The organism is Salipiger sp. ABN3_019, assembly GCF_056158605.1.
Genome location: NZ_JBSWTP010000001.1, coordinates 214,571 through 235,646 on the forward strand (window position 1 = coordinate 214,571; position 21,076 = coordinate 235,646).

The 21,076-nt window shown below is 66.0% G+C and carries 18 protein-coding genes; 5 read left to right on the forward strand and 13 right to left on the reverse strand.

Translation table 11 applies throughout. The features are described from left to right. Window positions 1-11: 11 nt before the first annotated feature. The 7 genes from iolD to iolG all read right to left on the reverse strand — a co-directional run bounded on the left by iolD (window position 12) and on the right by iolG (window position 9,003). On the reverse strand, window positions 12-1,853 hold the full coding sequence (iolD, locus tag ACXAD2_RS01040) for a 3D-(3,5/4)-trihydroxycyclohexane-1,2-dione acylhydrolase (decyclizing) (protein ID WP_475165731.1): 1,842 nt from the start codon (window positions 1,851-1,853) through the stop codon (window positions 12-14). Further along, window positions 1,850-3,775, reverse strand: coding sequence for a bifunctional 5-dehydro-2-deoxygluconokinase/5-dehydro-2-deoxyphosphogluconate aldolase (locus ACXAD2_RS01045; protein ID WP_475165732.1), 1,926 nt, complete (start codon window positions 3,773-3,775; stop codon window positions 1,850-1,852). Before ACXAD2_RS01045 ends, iolD begins: the two co-directional genes overlap by 4 nt. Beyond that, complete coding sequence (locus ACXAD2_RS01050) at window positions 3,772-4,863, reverse strand: Gfo/Idh/MocA family protein (protein ID WP_475165735.1); 1,092 nt, start codon at window positions 4,861-4,863, stop codon at window positions 3,772-3,774. Before ACXAD2_RS01050 ends, ACXAD2_RS01045 begins: the two co-directional genes overlap by 4 nt. 101 nt (window positions 4,864-4,964) lie before the next feature. Continuing rightward, window positions 4,965-5,786, reverse strand: coding sequence for an ATP-binding cassette domain-containing protein (locus ACXAD2_RS01055; protein ID WP_475165738.1), 822 nt, complete (start codon window positions 5,784-5,786; stop codon window positions 4,965-4,967). A gap of 1 nt (window position 5,787) precedes the next feature. Continuing rightward, window positions 5,788-6,894, reverse strand: coding sequence for an ABC transporter permease (locus ACXAD2_RS01060; protein WP_475165740.1), 1,107 nt, complete (start codon window positions 6,892-6,894; stop codon window positions 5,788-5,790). Window positions 6,895-6,958: 64 nt separating this feature from the next. Further along, a complete protein-coding gene (locus ACXAD2_RS01065; RefSeq protein ID WP_475165744.1) occupies window positions 6,959-7,882 on the reverse strand; it encodes a sugar ABC transporter substrate-binding protein in 924 nt (307 codons plus the stop codon). A gap of 134 nt (window positions 7,883-8,016) precedes the next feature. Beyond that, complete coding sequence (iolG, locus tag ACXAD2_RS01070; protein ID WP_475165746.1) at window positions 8,017-9,003, reverse strand: inositol 2-dehydrogenase; 987 nt, start codon at window positions 9,001-9,003, stop codon at window positions 8,017-8,019. Between the two features lie 229 nt (window positions 9,004-9,232). On the opposite strand from iolG, the gene ACXAD2_RS01075 reads away from it, so the two are divergent. Next, complete coding sequence (locus ACXAD2_RS01075; RefSeq protein ID WP_475165749.1) at window positions 9,233-10,246, forward strand: LacI family DNA-binding transcriptional regulator; 1,014 nt, start codon at window positions 9,233-9,235, stop codon at window positions 10,244-10,246. 95 nt (window positions 10,247-10,341) lie between these two features. Here the strand turns inward: ACXAD2_RS01075 and ACXAD2_RS01080 are convergent, their stop codons facing one another. After that, entirely contained in the window at window positions 10,342-10,791 is a 450-nt protein-coding gene (locus ACXAD2_RS01080) for an MOFRL family protein (protein ID WP_475165750.1), read from the reverse strand. Here ACXAD2_RS01080 and ACXAD2_RS01085 point away from each other — a divergent pair. The 3 genes from ACXAD2_RS01085 (at window position 10,790) to ACXAD2_RS01095 (ending at window position 13,406) form a co-directional block, all read left to right on the forward strand. Further along, entirely contained in the window at window positions 10,790-11,440 is a 651-nt protein-coding gene (locus tag ACXAD2_RS01085; RefSeq protein WP_475165752.1) for a DsbA family oxidoreductase, read from the forward strand. The genes ACXAD2_RS01080 and ACXAD2_RS01085 overlap by 2 nt on opposite strands. Beyond that, complete coding sequence (locus ACXAD2_RS01090) at window positions 11,437-11,715, forward strand: GNAT family N-acetyltransferase (RefSeq protein ID WP_475165754.1); 279 nt, start codon at window positions 11,437-11,439, stop codon at window positions 11,713-11,715. Before ACXAD2_RS01085 ends, ACXAD2_RS01090 begins: the two co-directional genes overlap by 4 nt. Window positions 11,716-11,849: 134 nt before the next feature. Beyond that, complete coding sequence (locus ACXAD2_RS01095) at window positions 11,850-13,406, forward strand: ISL3 family transposase (RefSeq protein WP_475165757.1); 1,557 nt, start codon at window positions 11,850-11,852, stop codon at window positions 13,404-13,406. 242 nt (window positions 13,407-13,648) lie between these two features. Here the strand turns inward: ACXAD2_RS01095 and ACXAD2_RS01100 are convergent, their stop codons facing one another. After that, on the reverse strand, window positions 13,649-14,653 hold the full coding sequence (locus tag ACXAD2_RS01100; RefSeq protein WP_475165760.1) for an MBL fold metallo-hydrolase: 1,005 nt from the start codon (window positions 14,651-14,653) through the stop codon (window positions 13,649-13,651). 236 nt (window positions 14,654-14,889) lie between these two features. After that, a complete protein-coding gene (locus tag ACXAD2_RS01105) occupies window positions 14,890-15,339 on the reverse strand; it encodes a TIM barrel protein (protein WP_475165763.1) in 450 nt (149 codons plus the stop codon). Window positions 15,340-15,708: 369 nt separating this feature from the next. Between ACXAD2_RS01105 and ACXAD2_RS01110 the strand changes: the two genes are divergently transcribed. Further along, window positions 15,709-17,022, forward strand: a complete 1,314-nt coding sequence (locus ACXAD2_RS01110; RefSeq protein ID WP_475165766.1) for an MBL fold metallo-hydrolase — start codon at window positions 15,709-15,711, stop codon at window positions 17,020-17,022. 249 nt (window positions 17,023-17,271) lie between these two features. Here the strand turns inward: ACXAD2_RS01110 and pyk are convergent, their stop codons facing one another. From pyk to ACXAD2_RS01125, 3 genes are read right to left on the reverse strand one after another with little or no spacing between them, the layout of a single operon-like run. Further along, a complete protein-coding gene (gene pyk / locus ACXAD2_RS01115; RefSeq protein ID WP_475165769.1) occupies window positions 17,272-18,684 on the reverse strand; it encodes a pyruvate kinase in 1,413 nt (470 codons plus the stop codon). 21 nt (window positions 18,685-18,705) lie between these two features. Then, window positions 18,706-20,004: a glycerate kinase type-2 family protein gene (locus tag ACXAD2_RS01120; RefSeq protein WP_475165772.1), complete on the reverse strand. Its 1,299-nt coding sequence runs from the start codon at window positions 20,002-20,004 to the stop codon at window positions 18,706-18,708. Next, window positions 19,991-21,064 carry a tartrate dehydrogenase gene (locus tag ACXAD2_RS01125; protein ID WP_475165775.1) on the reverse strand — a complete coding sequence of 358 codons (1,074 nt, stop codon included), beginning with the start codon at window positions 21,062-21,064 and terminating at the stop codon, window positions 19,991-19,993. Before ACXAD2_RS01125 ends, ACXAD2_RS01120 begins: the two co-directional genes overlap by 14 nt. Between the last annotated feature and the right edge of the window lie 12 nt (window positions 21,065-21,076).

Consider the following 21,076-nt stretch of genomic DNA (forward strand, 5'->3'; position numbering starts at 1 on the left):
CTCGGGAGCGCTCAGTTCACGAGACGCTGACGTTGCTTGTTGTCGAGATACTGCGCGTAGGCGCGGGCCAGCGTGTCACCCTCGCCGGTCTCCGGCACGGCCACATCCCACCAGTGTCCGGCCTCACCGAAGCCGGGGCCTTCGGTGGCGTCCGTGTCGATCACGATGACCGTGGGGATGTCGCGCCCCCGTGCCTCGGCGATCTGACCTTCGAGATCGGCAATGCTGCGCGCCTTGACCGCATGGGCGCCCATCGACGCGGCATGGGCCACGTAGTCGATCTCCGGCTGGGCCACGACGTTGCAGTCCTTGTAGAGGTTGTTGAATTCCTCGCCACCGCAGCCCTGCTGCAGCCGGTTGATGCAGCCGTAGCCGCGGTTGTCCGTCAGGATCACCGTGAACGGCACGCGCCGCATCACCGCCGTGGCAAGCTCGGAATTGGCCATCATGTAGCTGCCGTCACCGACGAAGCAGATCACCTCGCGTTCAGGCCGGGCCAGCTTGATCCCCATTGCACCGGCGATCTCATAACCCATACAAGAAAAGCCGTATTCCATGTGATAGCCGCTCTGCGAGGGCCGCCACAGCAGCTTGAGCGCACCGGGCATCGTGCCTGCGGCACACATGACAATCGCGTCCTCCCCCGTGGCCCGCTGAACCGCGCCGATCACCTCGGCGTCGCTGGGACGCTCGTCCTCGGGGCGCTTGCGGTCGCGGCAATGGTCGGTCACAGCATCCAGCCAAGCGGAGCGGGCAGCCGCATCGGCTGTCTTTGCCCGATAGGGCCCGAGGGCGGCAGTCAAAGCGTCGAGTGCGACCTTGGCGTCGCCCATGACTGGGAGGGCGCCATGTTTGACCGCGTCGTAGGCCGCGACGTTGATCGAAACCAACCGCCGCCCCGGGTTACTGAACAGTGCCCAGGACCCCGTCGTGAAGTCCTGAAAGCGCGTGCCGACACCGATCACCAGATCCGCCTCGGACGAGACGGCATTCGCCGCGGCCGATCCATCGACACCGCTGGCACCGAAGTTCATCGGGTGGCTTTGCGCCAGCGCCGATTTCCCGGACTGGGTTTCGACCACGGGGATATTGTGGGCTTCGGCAAAGCGGGCAAGAGTGTCCTCGGCCTGTGAATATATCACCCCGCCGCCGGCGACGATCACCGGTTTGCGCGCGGATCGGATCAGCGCGACCACATCCTCGATTTCGCGCGTATCGGGCTGCGGACGCCGGATGCGCCAGACGCGCGGTTCGAAGAATTCGACCGGGTAATCATAGGCCTCAGCCTGCGTATCCTGACAGAATGCCAGAGTGACGGGCCCGCAGGTTGCCGGGTCGGTCATGGTGGCCAGCGCACGCGGCAGCGCGGACAACAGATGCTCCGGGCGGCTGATCCGGTCGAAGTACCGCGACACCGGCCGCAGGCAATCATTGGCAGAGACCGTGCCATCCTCGAAATCCTCGATCTGTTGCAGCACCGGATCGGGACGGCGACCCGCAAAGACGTCACCGGGGATCAACAGGATCGGCAGGCGGTTCACATGGGCCAGCGCTGCCGCGGTCACGAGGTTTGTCGCCCCCGGCCCGATCGACGAGGTCACCGCCATGGCGCGGGTCCGCCTGCTGGCCTTGGCATAGGCGATGGCCGTATGCGCCATGGTCTGTTCGTTCTGGCCCCGCCACGTGGGAAAGTCCCCCTGCGCCTTTTCCAGAGCCTCGCCCAGACCGGCCACATTGCCGTGGCCGAAGATCGCCCAGATGCCTTCGACAAAGCGCTGACCCTCTTCATTGGTCTGCACGGCGAGCCATTTGACCATGGCCTGCGCGGCGGTCAGTCGGATCGTGTCGGTCATGCGTCCACTCCAGCTGCAAGAGAATTGTCTCCGGCGCGCGCGCGGTCCCAGACTTCGCACAGGCGAGCATAGCGCTCTGCCATCTGTGCGACGGCGGTCTTGTCGTCCATCTCGCCGCGCATCCAGGCCCGCGCCGCATCGCCGAAGATCGTGCGCCCCACGGCAAAGCCCTTCACCAGAGGCTGCTTCGCGGCGAGCGCAAAGCTCTCCGCCAGCTCGGCCTCCGGCGCATCGAGGCCCAGCACCACGATGCCGCGCGTCCTCGGGTCATTGCGCTCGATGGCGTCGACCGCCTTCTGCCAGGCTTCTTCGGTGCGGAACGGCTCGAGCTTCCACCAGTCGGGGAACACCCCCGCGTCGTAGAATTGCTGGATCAGCGTCGCGGTGGTGTCGTCATCGACCGGCGCCACCTTCGAGGGGATGACCTCAAGCAGGAACTCCAGTCCATTGCGGCGCGCCGCGGTGAAGATGCGCTTCACGCGCTCTTCCTGCAATTTGCGCGTCGCCGCGTCGTCGTCGGGGTGGCAGAAGACCAGCAGCTTGACCACGTTCTCACGCGCCCATTCGCGGAACTGCCCGTAATCCTCACCGAGCTCAGGCTCAAAGCGGATCGGGCGCGAGCCGGGAAGCTCGGTCGGCCGCCCGATCCAGAGCCCGGAGCCGCTGGCCGCGTGCAGCGCAGACCGTCCAATGCGGTTGTCACAGAGTATGCCGTAGCCGCCCTGGCCGTCTTGCACCTTGAGTGCCGCCTGAAGGCAGAGCGCCTTGAACGCGCCGCCTTTTTCCAGCGTGTAGCCTTCCATCTCCTCGAGCTGCATGCGGTGGTCGAAGGCGAAGGTGCGCAGGATCGACCAGTCGCCGCGACGATTGGTGGCCCAGTGCACCTGCTCAAGCTCCGCATCGTTGCGCAGGTCGGGGCGGATGATACCCCGGTTGAAGAAAAACCGAAGCTCTTCCCAGCTTGGGTAGGCTGGCGTGCAGCCATGGCGCGACACCGCGAAGGCGCCACAGGCATTGGCGTATTTCAGCGCCACCGGCCAGCGCTCGCCGTCAAGCCACCCCTTGAGCAGACCTGACATGAAGCCATCGCCTGCACCCAGCACGTTGAACACCTCGATGGGGAAGCCGGGGCCCGTCTGGCCATCTTCGAGGCTGCCAGGGATCTCACCCTCAAAAGCCACCGCGCCCATTGGCCCGCGCTTGCAAACCAGCGTCGCGCCTGAGACCGCGCGCACCGCGCGCAGCGCCTCGATGGTGTCTGTGGAGCCCCCGGCGATGTGGAACTCTTCCTCGGTGCCCACGATCAGGTCGAAATGGCGCAGCACCTCCTGCAGGCTCGCGGTCACCCGCGCGCTCTCGACAAAACGACTCTCGCCGTCGCCATGGCCTGCCACGCCCCAAAGGTTCGGACGGTAGTCGATGTCGAGCGCCGTTTGCCCGCCGTGCTTCTTCGCCAGCGCCAGCGCCTTGAGTACCGCCGCGCGCGGGGTTTCATGCGCGAGATGGGTGCCGGTAACGACCACGGCGCGGGCAGAGGCTACGAGTTCCTCGTCGACGTCGTCCTCGCAGAGCGCCATATCAGCGCAGTTCTCACGGTAGAAGATAAGCGGGAATTGCTCCTGATCGCGGATTCCAAGGATCACCAATGCACTCAGCCGGTCTGGGTCGGTTTTCACGCCAGCGACCTCGACACCGTGGCGCACCAGCTCTTCTCGGATGAAGCGCCCCATGTGCTCGTCGCCCACGCGTGAGATCAGCGCTGAGCGCATCCCGAGCCGCGCGGTGCCGCAGGCCATGTTGGTGGGCGAACCACCGATATACTTGTCGAACGAGCCCATATCCTCGAGCCGCCCGCCGATCTGCGCGCCGTAAAGGTCCACCCCCGCGCGGCCGATGGTGATGACGTCCAGTGTCTTGCTCATGTCGCGTCTCCCAGGGTGACAGCCTGGCCGCCAGAGGCGGCCATGGCATGGATGATGCGCTCGATCTCGAGCCCGGCGGCGAAGTCCGGGCCGGCGGGCACGGCGCCAGCGATGGCTGCGCAGAGGTCGCGCGCCTCGATGACCTTCTGCTCGTTGAAGCCGAAATTGTGCCCGGGTGCGGGGCAGAAGGCGGCGAATCCGGGCTGCCCGGGTCCACTCAGGTGCCGCGTGAAGCCGGGCGTTCCGGCGCGGTGCACCCAGAGCTCGTTCATGGCTTCCTGATCGAAGAGGATCGTCCCCTCCGAACCATGTACCTCCCATTGCAGGCGGCACTTGCGGCCCCGCGCCACGCGGGAGGTCGCAAAGGATCCCTGCGCTCCGCTCTCGAAGCGCAGCAGGGCCAGCGCGCTGTCTTCGTTCTCGACCGGCCGCATGCCTTCGGGCGAGGCCCGTTCCGGGATCGCGATCTGGGTCATCGCGGTCAGCTCCGCCACCGGGCCCATCAGCGCCAGCATCTGGCTGATGAGATGGCAGCCGAGATCGCCGAGCGCGCCCAAACCGCCGCCCTCATGAGTCATGCGCCACGACCAGGGCAGCGCGGGATCGGCGGAATAGTCCTCGTCATAGACACCGCGGAAGCTGCGCAGCTCACCGATCTCGCCGCGCGCGATCATCTCCTGCGCGGCGCGGAAGGACGGGTTGCGCAGGTAGTTGTAGCCCAGAAGCGTGCGCTGCTCAGGGCGTGACAGCGCCAGACCCGCCATCGCCTCGGCATCGCTGAGGGTGAGCGCCATGGGCTTTTCCAGCCAGACATGCTTGCCTGCCTCGAGGGCGGCGTCCGCCATGGCACGGTGCATGCCGTTGGGTGTGGTGATCGAGACCACGTCAACGCCTGGGTCCAATACCGCCGCGCGCCAGTCCGTCGTGGCGCGGGCAAAGCCGAACTGCGCCGCATGCGCCTCGGCCTGCGCCGCGCTGGCATCGCAGAGGATCTCGAGCCGTGGCCGCGCGCCCCCGAAGACGGTGGCGACGTTGTTCCAGGCCATGGCGTGGCACTTGCCCATGAAGCCGGTCCCGATCAGGGCCACTCCGAGCGATGTTTGGGGCATGTCATGCATGGTCGCACCCGGTTGTTCGGTGGGAAAAGGTGCGGACGGCACAGCGTGGCGCCGCCCGCGGGGGGAGGACCTCAGATCGTGCCGCCGAGCGAGCCTTCGAGCTCGGCCAATTCCTGACCGCCGGCCATGAGATCCTGAAGCTCTGCCGAGCTGATCTCGCCCTTCACGGCGGTGCCGAGGGTCTGGCCGCGATTGAGCACGGTGAAGCGGTCTCCGACCGCCATCGCGTGGCGCACGTTGTGGCTGATGAAGACCACGCCAACTCCCTGCTGGCGCACCCGGTCGATGGTCGAGAGCACGTTCGAGGTCTGGCGAACGCCGAGTGCCGAGGTCGGTTCGTCGAGGATCAGCACCTTGGCCCCGAAATAGACCGCCCGGGCGATCGCGACGGTCTGGCGTTCGCCGCCCGAAAGCGTGCCGACCGCTTGGTCGGGGGCGCGGAGGTTGATGCCCATCTTGCGCATCTCCTCCATGCAGATCTCGTTGGCGCGATCGATGTCGAAACGCTTGGCGATCCCCCTGCCCCTGGTCGGCTCGCGCCCCATGAAGAAATTCCGTGTCACCGACATCAGCGGGATCATTGCGAGATCCTGGAACACCGTCGCGATGCCCGCCTCCATGGCATCGCGCGGGCTGTCGAAGGCCAGCGGTTTTCCCTCGAAGAAGATCTTGCCGGCAGTGGGCTTGTGCACGCCTGACATGGTCTTGATGAAGGTCGACTTGCCGGCGCCGTTGTCGCCCAGGAGGCAGTGGCATTCGCCCGGGGTGACATCGAAGGTGACGCCGTTCAGGGCGATGACATTGCCGAAGTGCTTCTTGATATTCTCCATATGGATGATCGGCTTGACTGCCTTGGGAACATCACCGTGATGAAACTTGGTATCATGCGACATCTCAGCGTTCCCCCGTCACGCGCTTGCGGATCACGTTGTTGAAGACCACGGCCAGCAGAAGCATTCCGCCAAGAAAGATCTGGAACCAGTCCTGATCGAAATCGGTGTAGGTCAGGCCGATGGTGACCATGCCGAAGATGATGGCACCGAAGAAGGCGCCGATGGCCGAGCCGTAGCCGCCGGTCAGCAGGCAGCCGCCGATCACCGCCGTGATGATCGCCTCGAACTCCTTCATGAAACCGCGGCGCGCATCGGTGGAGCCGGCGTCGATCACTGTGATCACGGCGACCAGCGCTGCGGCGCAGGCGGTGAGCATGAAGAGCGAGATCTTCACATTGCGCACCGGCACGCCGGAGTTCTTGGCGGCGTTGGTGTCGCCGCCGGTGGCGAAGACCCAGTTGCCGATCGGGGTGCGCAGCAGCACGTAGGTGGCGACCAGTGCGAAGGCGATGAACCAGAGGATCTCGACCGGGATGCCGGGAACCTTGGGGGCGCCGGACTTGAAGGTCTCTATCAGGCCGATCGAGGCCAGCCAGCCGAAGAGCCCGGTAAGGGCATCGCCGGAGAAGACCGGCGCGAGCCAGTCGCCCTCGACCGCGTCGCGGACGCCGCGCAGTTGGGTCGAGCCGCCGGTGAAGAGCTTGAGCCCGACCAGCGAGGCGCCGCGCAGGATGAAGAGCCCGGCCAGTGTCACGATGAAGGAGGGAAGCCCGGTACGCAAAACGATCATTCCGTTCACCGCGCCGATGCAGGCCGCGAAGGCCAGGGTCAGCGGAATGGCGAGGATCAGCGGCAGGCCGGCATTGACCGTGAGCACCCCGAAGATCATCCCCGCGAAGGCCACCATCGAGCCGATGGAGAGATCGAACTCGCCGCCGATCATCAGCATCGCCGCGGCGATGCCGAGAATCCCGAGCTGAGCCGCCGGGGTCATGAAGTTCATGATGCCCGACAGAGTGAACATCGCGCTGTCCGCGGTGAACAAGAAGAACAGGGTGACGAGCACGACGCCGCCGATGGCTCCCAGTTCCGGTTTCTTCATGAGTTTGGTTGCAAAGGATTCCGCGCGTATGCGCTCATCCGGCTGCTCGATCATGTCGGCAGACATCGTCCCCTCCCGTAGCGGTGGTGAGTGGGCCGCGCGCGTCCCGCGCGACCCCTTGATCGTTCGATCAGCGGATGCCCTGAGCGGACAGGTCGATCACCTGCGCGGCGCTCTCCTGGGTCACGAGGTTCGGGCCCGAGGGCACATCGCCACCCGGCACCAGCCCGTAGGCTGCGTTGAGCGCCAGGAAGGTGACCGGCAGGTAGCCCTGCAGGAACTGCTGCTGGTCGATGGCGAAGGCGGCTTTGCCATCGGCCACCGCCTCGAGGAACCCGGCCGAGAGATCGAAGCTCGCAACCAGCACGTCGTCACGGCCAAGCGCTTCCACGGCGGCCACTGCCGGCTCGCCGACCAGCGAGGCGCCGAGGCCCAGAACGGTGTCGACGTCGGGATCGGAATCGAGCGCCGCGCGGACCTTGGATTCAACCTCGGTCGGGTCGTTCATCGTCGGGATAACGGTGACCTCCTGCCCGAAGCCCTCGGCGAAACCCTCGCAGCGCATGTCGAGCGCGACGTTGCCGACCTCCTGGTTGACGCAGATGCCCTTGGTGCCACCCATCTCGGCCAGCTTCTGGCCGGCGGCGAGGCCCGCATCATACTCGGACTGGCCGACATGCAGCAGCGCGCCAAGTTCGCGGGCCACGTCGGAGCCCGAGTTCATCGAGATCACGGGGATGCCGGCCTCGACGGCGCGCTGGATCGACGGCCCGAGGGCGTCGGCATCCGGGATCGAGACCACCAGCCCATCGGGCTCCTGGTTCACCGCAGCATCGATCATCTGGCTCATCTGGACCATGTCGAAGGTCTCGGGCGAGCGGAACTCGACATTCGCGCCGGTGTCTTCGCCAGCCTTCTGGACGCCGTTCTTGACCACGGACCAGAACGGATCGTTGGCCTGTCCATGCGCCACGACGATGATGTCGGCGGCAAGCGCGGGCGCGGCCACGGCAAGCGCGGTTGCGGTCGCGACGGATGCGAGCAGTTTGTTCATGATGGTGTTTCCTCCCTGGAAATATGCGCGGCTAGAGCGCGCCGCTCCTCGATACCCGGCACAGTCGGGGCCGGCCCCGTTCGACCCGCGCCCGCGGCGTCTCCTCTTGCCGCGCGTACGGGAATTCCTGCCCGTCAAAGCGTGACGATCTCGCCGGTCCCGAGGGATTGCGTCGCCGCCTCGGCAAGCTCCAGCGCCGCGACGCCATCCTCGAGCGTCACCGGCATCGCAGTGCCATCGAGCACCGCAGAGACAAAGGCTTCCCACTCGGCGGCATAGGCCGGCATGTAGCGCTCGAGGAAGAAGTAGGTCGGCTTCGCCGAGACCACGCCGGCGGTGGTGGATTTCACCACGCTGTTCTCGAGCATGTTGCCCGCCTGAAGCAGCCCCTCCGAGCCCAGCAGCTCGATGCGCTGGTCATAGCCGTAGACCGCGCGGCGGCTGTTCTTGATCACGGCGATGCTGCCGTCGGCATAGGTCATCGTCACGACGGCGGTATCGACATCCCCTGCCGCGCCGATCTCCGGGTCGACGATGCTGCTGCCGGTGGCCCGCACCGACACCGGGCGCGATCCCATCAGGAAGTTCGCCATATCGAAATCGTGGATCATCATGTCGCGGAACAGCCCCCCAGAGACCTTGATGTAGCTGACCGGGGGCGGCGCCGGATCGAAGGAGGTGAGCGACAGCAGCTCGGACTTGCCGATCTCGCCGCCGACCGAGGCCCGTTTCAACGCCGAGAAGTTCGGGTCGAAGCGCCGGTTGAAACCAATCATCACCGGCTGGCCGGTGGCGGAGACGGCTTTCAGGCAGGCGCGTGCCCGCTCGAGCGAGAGGTCAACGGGCTTTTCGCACAGCACCGCCTTTCCTGCCGCCGTTGCTGCTTCGATCAGGTCGGAATGGGTGTCGGTGGAGGTCGCCACCAGCACCGCGTCGATCTCGGGATCGGCGATGATCTCCTCGGAATTGCAGACCGCCGCGCCATAGCCGGCGGCGAGCTTTTCCGCGCTCTCGGCATAGACATCCGAGACCGCGGCCAGCGCCGAGCGTGGATTGTTGGCGATGTTGACCGCGTGTACCTGACCAATCCGGCCAGCGCCGAGCAAACCTACCTTGAGCATGATGTCCTCCCATTTTGCGGCGCCTCCAACGCCGCAGTTGATAGAAGGAATACAATCTTTGCACGCGCGTGCAAGAAATTTTTGCACGCGCGTGCGCAACGCTGACAATGAGCTTTTCCAACTCCTTGCTCTCGCGTGCAAAAACGCGTGCGAATTTCGTGATAAGTTGCTAGAACTGCGATGGCGGCGCAGATCCTGCACTGCGGAAATCAACGTCGAGGGGAATCAGATGACGGCAAGCGAGGGTCGGGGCAACGTGACGGCCGATGACGTGGCTGTCGCCGCCGGCGTCTCGCGCTGGACCGTGAACAGGGCCTTCAAGAAGGAGGCCTCCATCTCGCCCGCCACCCGTGAGAAGGTCATGACCGCGGCCAGATCGCTGGGCTACATCCCCGATCTCAGCGCGGCGGCGCTCGCCTCGGCGCGCTCGAATCTCGTGGCGCTGCTGATCGACGATTTCTCCAACCCCCACAAACTCGTCATGCTCGAGCGGCTGACGCGGGCGCTGCGCGGGCGCGGCTGGGACACGCTGCTAGTCAACACGCTCGATCGCGACGACACCGCCCCGGCCCTGCTCAACGCCAGCCAGCGCCGGGTCGATGCCACGATCCTGATCGGGATCCAGTTCGACGACGACGTGCTCGATGCCGCCCACGGCGCGCGCCGTTTCAAGAAGCTGATCATCTTCGCGCGGACCTCGGAAAACCCCGACACAATCTCGATCGCGGTGGATGACGTCGCGGCGACTCGCGAGATTGCACGATATGTCACCGATCGTGGCTACAGCCGGCCGCTCTATGTCGCCGGCCCGCGCACCGTCTCGGCGCACCTGATGCGCAAGGAGACCTTCATCGAGTTTTGGCGCGGCCATTTCGGCGTCGAGCCCGAAAGCGTCACTGTCGAGGCTTATGACCCGATCCTGGCCGCCGCCTGCAGTCTCGAACTGCTCGAGAACCGGCCGCGCGCGGAGCATCCGGACATCATCGTCTGCGAAAACGATGCCCTCGCCCTCGGCGTCATCGACACCATCCGGCACCGGCTGAAGCTCCGGGTGCCGGAGGATATCGCCGTGATCGGCTTCGATGATGTGCCGCAGTGCGAAAGCCCGAACTATCGCCTGACGACCTATCGCCAGCCCCTGACCGAGATGGCAAACTATCTCGTCGACGTGCTCGAGAGCACCGAGCCCGGCAATCTCGACCGGACCTTCGAGGGCCAGCTGATCGTGCGCGAAAGCGCCTGACGCGAAGCAGGGCCATGATCGCGCCCGTCGCGCGGCTCACAGGATCAGGGTCGCGCGGAAGTCGTTGACATTGGTGTGAGTGGGCCCGGTCTTGATCAAGGCGTCGCAGGAGTGAACAGACTGTAGCTGTCATGCGCGACAAGCATCTGGCGCGGGTCGAGGCCCGCCCCCGTGGCCCGCGACAGAATATCCGGCCCGATCAGCGCACCGGCGGCATCCTCGGTCCCGTCGATGCCGTCCGTGTCAGCAGCAAGCGCGCTGACCCGTGGCGCTCCGTCGAGCGCCAGGGCGAGAGAGAGGAGGAACTCGGTATTTCGGCCTTCCCGTCCGGGGCGCTCCTGTCCGATCGTGACCGAGGCCTCGCCGCCAGAGAGCAGCACGGCGGACGCACCTGCGGGTGCCGCGTGCCGCCGGACGGACGCCGCGATGCCCGCCATGACCTTGCCGAGCTCCTGCGCATCCGCCTCGAGCGCGTCGCCAAGCAGCACCGGCGTGACACCTGCCGCCCGAGCGACCGCCGCCGCGCAACACAGGAACAGATCCATGACTGACCCCTCCCCGATCCGCGTCGATATCGTCTCCGACGTTGTCTGCCCGTGGTGCGTGATCGGCTATCGCCAGCTGGCCCGCGGCGCCGAGGCGACAGGCATCCCGCTCGAACTGAACTGGCACCCGTTCGAGCTGAACCCCGAAATGCCCCCCGAGGGTGAGAACCTGCGCGCCCATCTTGCGGCGAAATACGGCACCACGCCCGAGGCCTCGTGCCAGGCTCGCGACCGGCTGACGGGGCTTGGCGCCAGCCTTGGCTTCACCTTCGATTATGCCGACGACATGCGTATGGTGAACACCTTCAAGGCACATCAGCTCATCGAGTGGGCCGGCGAGAGCGGACAGGCCCACGCCGCGAGCCTCGCGCTGATGGAAGCGTTCTTCACTCGGCGCGAGGTTCTCAACGACACCGAGGTTCTGGCGAGGGTCGCTACCTCGCTCGGCCTGTCGCCCGACGACGCCCGCGCCATGCTTGAAAGCGGCGTCAATGCGGCGCTGGTGCGGGAAAAGGAGCGGTTCTGGACCTCGCGCGGCGTCTCCGGTGTGCCAACGATGATCTTTGCCCCGCGCCACGCGGTGAGCGGCGCGCAGGGCGAGGCCAATTACGCCCGCATTCTCCAACATCTCTCGCAGGAGGCCGCATGACCGAGATCCACCGCGAAGAGACCGAGACCAAGGGCCGCTACTGGACCGTGGTCGACGGCCACGAGGTCGAGATGACCTATTCCCGCGCGGGTGCGACGCAGATCATCATCGACCACACCGGCGTTCCCGACGCGCTGCGCGGCCAGGGGGTCGGCCTGCGGCTGGTCGAGCTCGCGGTGCAGGATGCCCGCACCGAGGCGCGCCAGATCATGCCCCTCTGCCACTTCGCGCGGGCTCAGTTCTCCCGCCAACCCGAGTGGCACGACGTGCTGTGAGACGAAAGACGATAGGCGCATGGCACGGCTGCTCCAAATCTGTCAATCGGCAGCGAACTTTGGGTCTGACGCATATTTGATGCAGCTGATTCCTTGCAGCGCTACATTTTGGCAATCTTCGCGGGAGGTTGCCCATGGCATCTGGAATGGATCGACGGGCGTTCCTGCCCGGAGGGTTGAAGGCGGAACGTGTCGAAGAGGTGGACGACAGGGTGTTGATCTATGCGCGTCCGGTCGGGGGAGCTGCCGCCTGCCCAGGATGCGGCGAGATTTCCCGACGCATTCATAGCCACTACCAGCGCCGTCTTGCGGATCTGCCGGCGCATGGGCGGCAAGTAAGCATTGTTCTGTCTGCTCGGCGCTTTCGGTGCCGGTCGATCTCATGCCGGACACGGATCTTTGCGGAGCGGTTCGCGCCAGCGATTGCTCAGGCCTACGGACGGCGGACGGGACGCCTGCAAGACCTGGTCCGTCATCTCGGTGTCGCCCTCGGTGGACGCCCGGCTCAGGCGCTGGCCACACGACTGCTCCTGCCAGTCAGCAAGGATACCTTCCTGCGCAGCGTCCGCACCGCGCTGAGACCGCCGGCCAGCGCGCCACGGGTGATCGGCTTAGACGACTGGGCTTGGCGGCGCGGCCAACGCTACGGGACAGTGATCTGCGACCTCGAGAAGCGGCAGATCATTGATCTGCTGCCCGACAGGGAGCCGGCGACCGTGGAAGCATGGCTGCGGAGTCAGCCTCAGATCGAGGTGGTCGCCCGCGATCGGAACGGCGGCTACGGCGGCGCGGTCACGCGTGCCCTACCTTGGGCGATCCAGGTGGCGGATCGTTGGCACCTCCTCGAGAACGTCAGCGCGGCATTTCTGGCAGCGGTGCGACGCCAGATGCCAATAATCCGCCGCACGGTTGGGGCGACGGAGCTCGACGCCGCCCTGCTCACCGCGGCCGAGCGCCTGCAATACGACGGCTTCCAGCGCCGACAGCATACAAACGAAACCGTCCGCCGTATGACCAGTGAAGGTATTCCGATCAAGCGCATCGTGCGGACGACAGGGCTGAGCCGCGGCCTCGTCCGCCGGATCGTGCGTGGCGAGCGCGACGATGTCTTCCGGGTGCGCCAAAACAGCCTGACCCCTTGGTTACCTCGGCTGGAGGAAGATTGGGCCGGCGGGTGTCGCAATGCCACAGAGCTCTGGCGCCGGCTTCGCACCTCGGGCTTCGGCGGTAGCCTCCGAGTGGTTGGCGAATGGGCGACGCGACAGCGGCGTGCAGAGAGTGCGATGCTGGCCGGCAACGGGAAATGCCCATCCGCGCGCAGGATCGCGCAGCTTATGACCTCGGCACGAAACCATCTGTCCAAGGCGGACGCCGTGCTCATTGCGCAAATTGAAGCCGCGCTGCCAGCTTTGGCGGCCACCCGTCTCCTCGTCGATCGGTTCGTCGCCATGGTGCGCAACGGCACATCGGGCGACCTGGCGGCGTGGCTCGTTGAAGCAGCGACCAGCGAGATCGCCTCATTCTCCCGCGGCCTCGCCGCTGATCGAGCTGCTGTGGTCGCAGCCCTGACGGAGCCTTGGTCCAACGGTCAAACGGAGGGACAGATCAACCGCCTCAAGACCCTCAAACGACAGATGTACGGCAGGGCCAACATCGAGCTTCTGAAAGCGCGTCTGGTCGCTGCATCATGACGCTGGAGATGCACCAAATTTGATTCGTAGCCAGTTTTCCATGCCTGTTCACAGACAAGACTGCGGAGAGCTTCCTGGGCTTCATCGACATAACTTCGATCCGCCTCTGGCTTCGCCATTTGTCGACATGACCTAATGCGCCCACACACGCCGCGAGCGACGCGCCAAGATGAAGGCGAGAGTCGCGAGATGATTTTCTGCCAGACTTGCGCTCGCGCGCTGAGCCGCCGGAGCGATCATCCTCATTCGCGACCCGGGACGCCAAAGCGCTCGGCCTGCGCCCGAGCGCAATTTTCGAGCACCGCGAACAATTCGAGGCTGCCCGGACCGCGCACGAAAGGATGCGGCTGATCCTGCATCCGATCTCTCAGCGCCGCGAGCCGGGGCAGCGTTCCATCCCGCCGAGGGTGACCGGACAGAACCACGTCAACCCCTGCCTGCTCCGAAATCCGAGCCATTCTCGCGGCAGAGTCGGCGTAGGTTTCGAACATCCACCGGGTCTGCCCAAAGTTGAAGCCGGTTCCGCCCCACAGCATGGCAACGTGATTGTTCTGCCCATCGGTCACCTCGAACACCGGCGACAAGGTGCCAGGCGTATGACCAGGGGTTAGGTGTATCGTCAGCTCCGAACTGCCGAAGCCGAGGGTCTCTCCGTCGGTCACGGTTCCGCCACGCTCCGGCGGTGGGCCAAAGCGCGGATGCGTCCCAAGCCGCTCCACGAAGTCCCAGTCCTGCGCCGACATCAGCACCTCAACTCCAAGTTCGCGCGCGATATAATCCGCGCCGCCATAGTGATCGCCATGTCCGTGGGTCACCAGAACCGCCTGAATGTGGGTGGGGTCAAGACCGAGCGTTGCCATCCCGCCAAGGATGAACTCCTCGGCCTCTTCATCGCTGTTCAACCCGTCGATCAGTATGTAGCCGTCCTCGGTGCCATAAAGCCATGCCGTAACCGTCGGCGTTCCGAGAAACCAGAGATTGTCGAAGACCTGCGTCGGTGGAACCGCCTCGCGTGGGATGGTCTCTAGGGTGCTCCTCGAGGCGGCACTGGGCTGCGCGCCGGGCTTGCGAGGGAGATTGACGTCGCGGATCCGAGCCTCGAGATCGCAGAGCGACGCATAGCCAGGAAACGCTTTGGAGGCAGCGATCCCGCGTTCAGCGAACCGCTGTGCTTGCGGTGGGACCTCAGCGATCGCAGGACAGGTTACGGCCGCCGCCAGGATCGCGATGAGAGATGATCTGAGCATGGTGGCCTCGTGCAAGTGGCAGATCTGGACCGCCGGCCTGACCGCTCCGGCCCAGCGGCTTACATCTGGGCATAGCCCCGCGGCCGATAGGTGACAATCAGAGACCGAGATGCGGCGAAACCGCGGCCTGCTCAGAGGGTGAAGGCCGTGACGAAGGCATTTAGAGCGGCGGCGTTGTCAGCCGCCGCAGAGGCCTCTACGCCCACAGGTCCGCGATAGCCCGCTTGTACCAGTGCCTAGGCGACGCGGTCATATGCGATCTCGACGGTTCCCGGCTCGCAGCGGCCGGGCTTGTCGGCGACCTGGATCTCGCCGATCCAAGGCAGGCAGGCCTCGCACCAGCGGATGAGACCGCCCTCGCTGATCTGCGTGTGATAGAGATCGAGGTTGATGCGAAGGTGCGGCCGGTCGGCGGCGGCGATTAGCGCCAGAACGTCGGCGGTCGCGCCGAAGGGGCAGCCGGGATGGTCACGCGGGTTTAGGTTTTCCAGCGTGAAGATCACGCCTCTTCCTCGCCCAGATCGCAGATCCGCTGCAGACCCTGGGCCAAACTTCTCGCGCCGCAATTCGCCGACAATACGTTCCACCCACCGCTGCGCCTCAACCGCGTCTTCCAGGGCGGCCTCGGTTTCCGAGAAGCGCGCGTTTAGGCGGGCGCTTACTTCAGCCAGGGCCATGTCGGTCATTGCCACGATCTTGCACATGGCCTCCGGAGGCTCCATCGCACAGCGCTGCCGACTCATTCCACTGCAGCTTATTCCGTCAGCTACGGCCGGGCTGGCCCCATCGAGTGGTCCTGGTAAATGCTAATGCATCGTCAGTCTTCAATCTACCCGGATGAAGGTCTTCAGTGCCGGTACCCGATATCCAAGAGCGCTTTGTGGCCGAGCGAGCCAAGCAGACACTTATGCCAATTATATCGACTATGAATATAAATATAACGCTCTGCTTTCGCCACGCGTATTCCGCCTACGCTTCCATGCGCCCTGTGATCAGGAGGATCGCAAGACGCCGCCGAAGCGGCTGCTCCGGTGATTTTTTAGGAGGAGATTCCCATGAAATCCTTGGCAACAAGCGCTATGCTCATAGGCTTGGCTCTGCCCTTGTCTCCGGCTCTTGCGCTCGACACGACCGATATGATCGCCGCGCGCCAGCTCATCTTTGGGCGAGAGAACGTCGACCCCGAAACCGGAGAAACATCATCAGACAAGGTGATTTTCTCATGGCTTTCCGCGTCGAGTTTTGCGGCCTCGGTCGAAGGACGCGTGTTCATGCTCGACAGCTACATGACGCGTCAGGAGATCACGCCAGGCCGCACACCGCTGGTCATCGCAGACCTCGTCAATTTGAACCCCGAAGCAATCTTGCTTGGCCATGGTCACGGCGATCACGCCGACAACGCGGCCTATATCGCGGGCAAGACCGGTGCGACCGTTTATGCGACAGAAGAAACCTGCGGCACCTTGCAAAAGGATTTCGAGCGCATGGCATCAGACCCTCTGATTGCAGAGGTTCCGGCGCGCGCCTTCCCGGACGAAGCAAAATTGAACTGCTCGGCCGTAACCACAGCAGGTTCGACGCCCGGCACCGAAGTGCTCCGACTGCCATTTCTTGAACCCCAGGCCTGCACCGTCGCATTCCGGCATCTGCATTCCGTCGCCGTGGATCCTGACCATGACTTCCCGCCCACGCCGGTCGAAATCATCGTTGATGAACGCGACGAGTACCTGTTCCCGGCCGGTGTCGAGCAATGGCCCAATCCCCGCAACATGCCAGACAATTTCCAACCCTCGGAGGGCCAGTTCAACACGCAGACCACACCTGGTGCACCCGGTGGCCCCGAGTTGCTCTTCTTCAGCTTCATGCTGCGGAACGGCAGCAATTTTTCCTTCGTATATCACAACACCGCTGGTGCGCTGAAAGAAGGGAAAGGCAATGGCTGGGACGGCAGTCCCGAGGATGGCGCGAGGATAGTGCACCTGCTGGAAGCTCTTGGCCCGACAGACGTCCAGCTTGGAACTGCGGCAACGGGGAACTTCGACAATAATGGCCTGCGTGATCTCATCATGTACCAGCAGGCAATTCAGCCGAAGATCTACATCCCGAACCACATCACGACAGGCAGCAGAGCTCGCGAAGGGTCCTCGCTTTCCGTTTATGCTGGCTATGTGAATCAGCTCGATCTCATGGGGATCCCAAAAGAGGAGCGTCCCCGCCTGCACTGGCTCGTCGATCCTGTCGACTACATCAAGCCAATCGTGTTCGACGTCGACAACACCGCCTGGGCAGATCCAGCGAAGCCTGACATCTTGTCCGGATATTGCGAGATGAGCGGTATCGACCAACCCGCCCCGATCACGCTGGAGTAAGAAATGTGGTGCTGGCATTGCCAGTCAGGGCGATGCCAGCACCGCATCCGGGGCAATGCTCGTGCTGCTGTGCCATGTACATAAGGCGCAAGATCGCCGGGCGCTCTCTATCAGTCCCTGAATGGATAGGTCGGATCGATTGCCTCCTGAGCCGCCCTCGTCGCGCCGTTTCTGGCAGCAAGTCGGGCGAGCCTCGCTGAATGGATAAAAGCTTTCAGCTCCACTCGTGCCGTCTTCGAAAACTCGACGTCACCGGTACGTCGCCACGCGGATGTTGTTGGTAGAGCCCGATTGGCCGAAGGGCACCCCGGCGACGATCAGCAGCCGTTCGCCGCTGCGGCAGTCGATCAGCCGAGCGCTTTCGTCGCGGGCCATCGAGATCATGCTGTCGTAGTCCAGCGCCGAGCTTTCGAGCACCGAGCGCGCGCCCCAGACCAGCGCCATGCGGCGCGAGACCTGATCGCGCTGGGTGACCACGATCAACGGCAGCATCGGGCGGCGGGCGGCGAGCCGCGTCGCGGTGGCGCCGCTCATCGAATAGGCCACGATGCAGCGCGCCCCGACCGCATCGCCAAGCGCCGCGCCGCTGTCGGCGATCGCGTCGGCGGCGGTCTGCGGCGCTTCGCGCGACGCGCAGACGGCGCGGGCGTAATGGTCATGCGCCTCGGTACTGCGGATGATCCGGTCCATTACCTCAACCGCCTCGGCGGGGAAGGCGCCGGTGGCGCTTTCCGCCGAGAGCATCACCGCATCCGCGCCGTCGTAGATCGCCGTCGCCACATCCGACGCCTCGGCCCGGGTCGGCGCGGGCGAGGCGGTCATCGACTCCAGCATCTGCGTCGCCACAATCACCGGGCGGCCCTCGCGGCGGCAAAGCGCGATAATCTCCTTCTGCCGCGCCGGCACCTCCTCGGGTGGGATCTCGACACCCAGATCGCCGCGGGCGATCATCACCGCGTCGGCGCCGCGCACGATGGCGCCGATCTCCTGCAGCGCCGAGGGTTTCTCGATCTTCGCCACCAGCCCCGCCTGCCCGGCGATCAGCGGCAGGATCTCACCCAGATCAGCGGCCTTCTGCACGAAGGAGAGCGCCACCCAGTCCACCCCTTGCGCCAGCCCGAAGGCCAGATCGGCGCGGTCCTTTTCGGTCAGCACCGGCAGGTCGAGCAGGGTGTCGGGCAGGTTGACCCCCTTGCGGTCGCTGACCTTGCCACCCTCCAGCACCTCGGCCTCGATCCGACCCCCGGCAGCATCCAGAACGCGCAGCCGCACCCGCCCGTCGTCGATGAAAAGCCAGTGCCCGGGGGCGGCGGCGGCAAAGACCTCGGGGTGCGGCAGCGGCAGCGCGGCGGGATCGGCGGTGGTCTCGGAGAGCACGAAGCCCACCCGCTCGTGACGGTCGAGCACACGGCAGCCACCGGCGATGCGGCCAAGGCGGATCTTCGGGCCCTGCAGGTCCTGCAGGATCCCGATCGGCACGCCGACCTCGGCCTCGAGCGCGCGGATCGCCCGGATCACCGCCGCATGGCCGGCATGGTCGCCATGGCTGAAGTTCAGGCGGAAGGTGTCGACCCCCTTGTTGAACAGCGTGCGCAGCATGAACGGGGCGGCAGAGGCCGGCCCCACGGTCGCCACGATCTTGGCCCGTCGGTTGCGGATCATCGGAAGTGTCCTTTGCAGAGGTTAGCCGGCCGGTCCCGAGATCAGGATGGCGCGGAAGTCGTTGACATTGGTCAGCGTCGGCCCCGGCACCACCTGCGCGCCGAGCGCGGCGAAAAAGCCGTGGCTGTCGTTGGCGGCAAGCGCGGCCTGCGGGTCGATCCCCAGCGCGGCGGCCCGGCTCAGCGTGGTCTCGTCGATGATCGCCCCGGCGACCTCGGCGGCGCCGTCGACGCCGTCGGTGTCGCAGGCGATGGCACTGATCCCCGGCGCGCCCCGCAGCGCAAGGGCGAGCGCCAGCGCGTATTCGGCATTCGGCCCGCCGCAGCCATTCCCCCGGCGCGTCACCGTGCATTCGCCGCCCGAAAGCAGCAGCACCGGCGGCGCGTCCGGGCCAAGGCGCGCGCGGGTCTCGAGCGCCAGCGCGGCGTGGGCCTGGGCCAGATCGCGCGCCTCGCCCTCGAGCGCATCGCCGAGCATCTCCACCCGGCAGCCCGCGTCTTCCGCCAGCGCGGCGGCGGCCTGCAGCGATTGCGACGGCGCGGCGACGATGCGGGTCTCGCTGCGCGCGAGCTTGGGGGCGCCGGGCGGCTGGGTCACCGGCGGGCCGGCCAGCACCGCCCGCATCGCGGGGCTGAGCGGGATCGACCAGCGCCGGGCAATCTCCAGCGCCTGCGCGGGCGTCGAGCTGTCGGCGACGGTCGGTCCAGAGGCGATGAGCTCCGGGTCGTCCCCCGGCACGTCCGAGACCACCAGCGAGAGCATCCGCGCCGGCCATGCGGCGGCAGCAAGGTTGCCGCCCTTGGCGCGCGACAGGTGCTTGCGCAGCGTGTTCATCTCGGCGATCGGCGCACCCGAGGCGAGCAGCGCGCGGGTCATCTGCTGTTCTTCGTCAAGCGTGATCTCTCCCGCCGGGAAGGTCAGCAGCGACGAGCCGCCGCCGGAGATCAGCGCGAGCACGAAGTCGCCCTCGCCGCAGCCCTTCAGTAGTTCGATCATCCGCCGCGTCGCCTGCAACCCGCGCGCATCCGGCACCGGGTGCGCGGCGAGCGCCACCTCGATGCCCCGCAGCGGCCTTGCATAGCCGTCGCGGGTGAGGATCAGCCCCTCGCAGGGGCCCCAGGCGCGCTCGACCGCCTCGCCCATGCGGGCCGAGGCCTTGCCCGAGCCGATGACCACCACCCGGCCCGCGGGACGCACCGGCAGCCAGTCGGGGATGCAGCGCATCGGGTCGGCCGCCGCCACCGCCGCGTCGAAGAGCCCGCGCAGGAAGGTCTGGCGCTCGGTCTGGGCGGCTGCGCCATTTGCCTCAGCCAAGCGCATCGGCCACCGCCTTGCCGCAGGTCTGCGTGTCGGCGCTGCCGCCAAGGTCGCGGGTGCGCAGGGCGGGTTCGACCAGCACCCGCTCGATGGCGGCGACGATCTCGGCCGCCGCCTCGGGGTGACCGAGGTGCTCGAGCATCATTGCCCCGGCCCAGATCTGCCCGATCGGGTTGGCGATCCCCTGCCCCGCGATGTCGGGCGCCGAGCCGTGCACCGGCTCGAAGAGCGAGGGGAAGCGGCGCTCGGGGTTGATGTTGCCCGAGGGCGCGATGCCGATGGTGCCGGTGCAGGCCGGGCCGAGATCCGACAGGATGTCGCCGAAGAGGTTGCTGGCGACCACCACGTCGAAGCGGTCGGGGTTCAGCACGAAATGCGCGGTCAGGATGTCGATGTGATACTTGTCCCAGCTGACCTCGGGATAGGCGCGGGCCATCTCCTCGACCCGCTCGTCCCAGTAGGGCATGGTGATCGAGATGCCGTTCGACTTGGTGGCCGAAGTGAGCCGCCGGCGCGGCCGGCGCGCGGCCAGCTCGAAGGCATATTCCAGCACCCGGTCGACGCCGGTGCGGGTCATCACCGTTTCCTGCAGCACCACCTCGCGCTCGGTGCCGGGGAACATGCGCCCGCCGATCGAGGAATACTCGCCCTCGGTGTTCTCGCGCACGATCCACATGTCGATGTCGCCCGGGCCGCGCCCGGCGAGCGGCGAGGCCACGCCCGGCATCAGCCGCGCCGGGCGCAGCGAGATGTATTGGTCGAACTGCCGGCGGAACTGCAGCAGCGAGCCCCAGAGCGAGACATGGTCGGGCACCGTCTCGGGCCAGCCGACCGCGCCGAAGAAGATGGCGTCGTGACTCTCGATCTGCGCCTTCCAGTCGTCCGGCATCATCTGGCCGTGTTGCGCGTGGTACTCGCACGAGGCGAAGTCGAACCCGTCGAGCTGCAGCCCGAGGTTGTGGCGCTTCGCCACCGCCTCGAGCACGCGCAGCCCCTCGGGCACCACTTCCTTGCCGATGCCGTCACCGGGGATGACGGCGATTTTCACCCTGTTGCTGGTCATGGCTCCGGCCTT